Annotated in this window: 1 protein-coding gene; it reads right to left on the reverse strand. The window is 44.3% G+C overall.

Annotated elements, in window-relative coordinates; translation table 11 throughout:
• Positions 1-355 (reverse strand): hypothetical protein (locus ILP92_RS18975; RefSeq protein ID WP_198917841.1); only part of this gene is annotated, 355 nt, incomplete at its 3' end.
• Between the last annotated feature and the right edge of the window lie 173 nt (positions 356-528).

The raw sequence follows: 528 nt of genomic DNA on the forward strand, positions 1-528 counted from the left end.
CCATCTCAGCAACAGCCACAAGAGCAAGTTCCATTGGTACAACAACAACAATTTCCAGGGCAGCAACAACAATTTCCACCACAACAGCCATATCCGCAGCCGCAACCATTTCCATCACAACAACCATATCTGCAACTGCAACCATTTCCGCAGCCGCAACCATTTCCGCCACAACTACCATATCCGCAGCCGCAATCATTTCCACCACAACAACCATATCCACAACAGCAACCACAGTATCTACAACCACAACAACCAATTTCGCAGCAACAAGCACAACAACAACAACAACAACAACAACAACAACAACAACAACAAATCCTCCAACAAATTTTGCAACAACAACTGATTCCATGCAGGGATGTTGTCTTGCAACAACACAACATAGCGCATGCAAGCTCACAAGTTTTGCAACAAAGTACTTACCAGCTATTGCAACAATTGTGTTGTCAACAACTGTTGCAGATCCCTGAGCAGTCGAGGTGCCAAGCCATCCATAATGTTGCTCATGCTATTATTATGCATCAA

The sequence above is a fragment of the Palleronia pontilimi genome (genome assembly GCF_016412875.1).
Taxonomy (GTDB): Bacteria; Pseudomonadota; Alphaproteobacteria; order Rhodobacterales; family Rhodobacteraceae; genus Palleronia; species Palleronia pontilimi.